Annotated in this window: 3 protein-coding genes; 1 reads left to right on the top strand and 2 read right to left on the bottom strand. The window is 70.7% G+C overall.

Annotation, left to right across the window (positions count from 1 at the left end):
• Positions 1-304: 304 nt before the first annotated feature.
• The gene (locus tag D183_RS0119155) at positions 305-2,035 is read left to right on the top strand and encodes a glycoside hydrolase family 9 protein (RefSeq protein ID WP_232757316.1); all 1,731 of its coding nucleotides are present in this window, start codon (positions 305-307) and stop codon (positions 2,033-2,035) included.
• 184 nt (positions 2,036-2,219) lie between these two features.
• Here the strand turns inward: D183_RS0119155 and upp are convergent, their stop codons facing one another.
• Together upp and D183_RS25285 are read right to left on the bottom strand one after the other, a co-directional pair.
• On the bottom strand, positions 2,220-2,852 hold the full coding sequence (upp, locus tag D183_RS0119150) for a uracil phosphoribosyltransferase (RefSeq protein WP_017910423.1): 633 nt from the start codon (positions 2,850-2,852) through the stop codon (positions 2,220-2,222).
• Between the two features lie 124 nt (positions 2,853-2,976).
• A partial coding sequence (locus D183_RS25285; RefSeq protein WP_017910422.1) for a methyl-accepting chemotaxis protein occupies positions 2,977-3,325 on the bottom strand: 349 nt, incomplete at its 5' end.

The following is a 3,325-nucleotide window of genomic DNA, read 5'->3' as shown; positions in this document are numbered from 1 at the left end:
TGGCGCCGGGCGCACGTAGTCCGGGCCGACCATGCAGCCGCCGAGCAGCAGCACACTCAGCAGCGGCACGAGCGGCACCAGGCGGCGGGAAACGGGCGGTGGGGGCAGGGCGGTCACGGGGCGGCGCCGGCAGCGGGGACAGGCCGTCACCGTAGGCGCCGCATGGCGACCTCACGCTGACGCCTCGCTGACGGCGCTGTCAGAAACGCAGCATGCGGCCGTCCAGCGCCGCGTCTTGAACCGCTGCCAGCGCGTCCGCAACGTGGCGCTTGCAGCCGTCATCATGGCCGGCCAGTATCGGCGCATGAAGCTGCCCCATGCCCTGTCCTGCCTGTTCCTCGCCTGCCTGTTGCTGGGCGGCTGCACCTCGCATGCCGACACCACCGTGCCGTCGCCGATCCGCCTGAACCAGGTCGGTTTCCTGCCTGCCGCGAGCAAGCTGGCGGTGGTGCCGGATGGGCATGGCGACGCGTTCTCCATTGTGCGCGCCGACGGCGACGAGGTGGTGCTGCGCGGCACCCTCGGCGCCGCCGCGGCGTGGCCGCCGGCGCAGCAGACCGTGCGCATCGCGGATTTCTCCTCGTTGCGCACGCCGGGCCGCTACCGCCTGCAGGTCGTCGGCCTGCCGCCGTCCGACAGCTTCGCCATCGGCGAAGACGCCTACAACGCGCTGTCGCGCGCCGCGCTCAAGGCCTACTACTACAACCGCGCCAGCACCGCGCTGGACGGCACTTACGCCGGCCGCCACGCGCGCGCTGCCGGCCATCCCGACGACCACGTGCTGGTGCATGCCTCGGCGGCCTCGCCGGAGCGCCCGGCCGGCACCGTGATCGCCGCGCCCAAGGGCTGGTACGACGCCGGCGACTACAACAAGTACGTGGTCAGCTCCGGCATCACCGTCTATACCCTGCTGGCCGCCTACGAGCAGTTCCCCACCTACTTCAGCACGCACCCGGAAGGCATTCCCGACAGCGGTGGCGACGTACCGGACATCCTGCGCGAGGTCGACTGGAACCTGCAGTGGCTGCTGGCGATGCAGGACCCGCACGACGGCGGCGTGTACCACAAGCTGACCAACCTGGACTTCGCCGGCATGCAGATGCCGGACCAGGCGCGCGCGCCGCGCTACGTGGTGCAGAAGAGCACCGCGGCCACGCTCGACTTCGCCGCGGTGATGGCCCAGGCCAGCCGCATCTACGCGCCGTACGACGCGCAGTTCGGCGGCATCTCCACGCGCATGCTGGAGGCCTCGCGGCGCGCCTGGGCCTGGGCGCAGGCGCATCCGGACGTGGCCTACCGTCAGCCGGATGACGTGCACACCGGCGCCTACGACGACACCGAGTTCGACGACGAGTTCGCCTGGGCCGCGACCGAGTTGTATCTGGCTACCGCCGACGACGCCTTCTACGAGGCGGCGATGGCGCGCAAGGTGCCGGCCAGCGTGCCCGACTGGCGTCAGGTCGGCGGGCTGGCGTGGATGTCGCTGGCGCAGCACCGCGCGCGGCTGACCCCGCGTGCCGACCAGGCGCGCATCGCCGACGAGATCGAGGGCCTGGCCGATCACCTGGTGCAGGTGTGGCAGGGCTCGGCCTGGCGCGTGACCATGCGCGACGCCGATTTCCACTGGGGCAGCAACGCCACCGCGATGAACCAGGCCATGATGCTGCTGCAGGCCTACCAGCTGCAGCACAAGCCCGAATACCTGCAGGCCGCGCAGTCGCAGCTGGACTACGTGCTCGGCCGCAACCCGCTGGGCATGTCCTTCGTCACCGGCATCGGCGCGCGCTCGCCGATGCACATCCACCATCGCATCTCCATCGCCGACGGCGTCGCCACGCCGGTGCCGGGATGGCTGGTGGGCGGTCCGCAGCCGGGGCAGCAGGACGCCGACGCGTGCAAGCACGCCTACACGTCGTCGCTGCCGGCGCTGTCGTACCTGGACAAGGAATGCAGCTACGCCACCAACGAAGTGGCGATCAACTGGAATGCGCCGCTGGTGTACGTGAGCGCCGCGCTGCAGGTGCTGCAGCGCTGATGCCGGACGGCGCGGATGGCGCCGCTTAGGGCGTGTCACCGATTCCCGAGCATGCCGCGCCGCGATTGCGCGCGCCCATGGCCGCGTTATCGCTCGGGCGTGGACGCACATCCACTTCCTCGTTCTTCCTTGCCACAGGCATGCGCAACCGCGGCGCGGCATGCTCGGGGATTGATGACAACCCCTAGCCCAGACGGGTGCCGAAGATGCGGTCGCCGGCATCGCCCAGGCCTGGCAGGATGTAGCCCTTCTCGTTGAGATGGTCGTCGATGGCGGCGGTGTACACCTCCACGTCCGGGTGCGCCGCTTCCAGCGCCTGCAGGCCTTCCGGCGCGGCGACCAGGAAGATGCCCTTGATCCGCCGCGCGCCGGCGCGCTTGAGCATGTCCACGGTGGCGATGAGGGTGCCGCCGGTGGCCAGCATCGGATCCAGGATCAGCGCGTCGCGCTCCTCCAGTCGTCCGGTGAGACGTTCGAAATAGGGCACCGGCTGCAGCGTCTCCTCGTCGCGCTGCAGGCCGACCACGCTGACCCGTGCCGCGGGAATCAGCGCCAGCACGCCGGGCAGCATGCCCAGCCCGGCACGCAGGATCGGCACCAGGGTGATCTTGGCGCCGGCGATGCGCTGCACCTGGGTCGGGCCGGCCCAACCCTCCATGGTGTGGGTCTCGGTCTCCAGGTCGGCGGTGGCCTCGTAGCCGAGCAGGGTGCCCAGCTCGGTGACCAGTTCGCGGAAGCCCTTGGTGCTCAGCGCCGCGTCGCGCAACAGGCCGATCTTGTGCTGTACCAGCGGGTGGCGGACTTCGACGATCTTCATGGGCGCGCTCGCAAGGGGGAGGCGCACAGTGTGCCGCAGCCGGCTCCGGCGCCGCCAGGTGTGGGCGCCAGCGCGCGGCGGGTGACGCGCCGGGAAGGCGCATCACCCGCCGTGCCGAGGCGACTCAGGCCGCGGGGTCGAGCACCTCGGCCGCACGCGTGCGTGGCGCTGTTGCGCTGCGCATCGCGGTACTGCGGGTGTCGATCTTGAACAGCGCCACCGCCTGGGTGAGTTGGCCGGCCTGGTCTTCCATCGAGCGCGCCGCCGCCGTGGCTTCCTCCACCAGTGCCGCATTCTGCTGGGTGGCCTCGTCCATCTGGGTGACGGTCTGGTTGACCTGCTCGATGCCCGCCGACTGTTCCTGCGAGGCCGCCGAGATCTCGCCCATGATGTCGGTCACCCGCTGCACCGAGCCCACGATCTCCTGCATGGTCTTGCCGGCCTGGTCCACCAGGGCAGATCCCTCGGCAACA

Source organism: Xanthomonas sp. SHU 199 (assembly GCF_000364665.1).
In the GTDB taxonomy this organism is placed as follows: Bacteria; Pseudomonadota; Gammaproteobacteria; order Xanthomonadales; family Xanthomonadaceae; genus Xanthomonas_A; species Xanthomonas_A sontii.
Note: the sequence above shows the minus strand (reverse complement) of the source record. Positions and strands in the feature narration are given on the sequence as shown.

Coding starts and splice junctions, on each gene's coding strand:
- D183_RS0119155 (WP_232757316.1), top strand. CDS start 305: ATGAAGCTGCCCCATGCCCTGTCCTGCCTGTTCCTCGCCTGCCTGTTG.
- upp (WP_017910423.1), bottom strand. CDS start 2,852: ATGAAGATCGTCGAAGTCCGCCACCCGCTGGTACAGCACAAGATCGGC.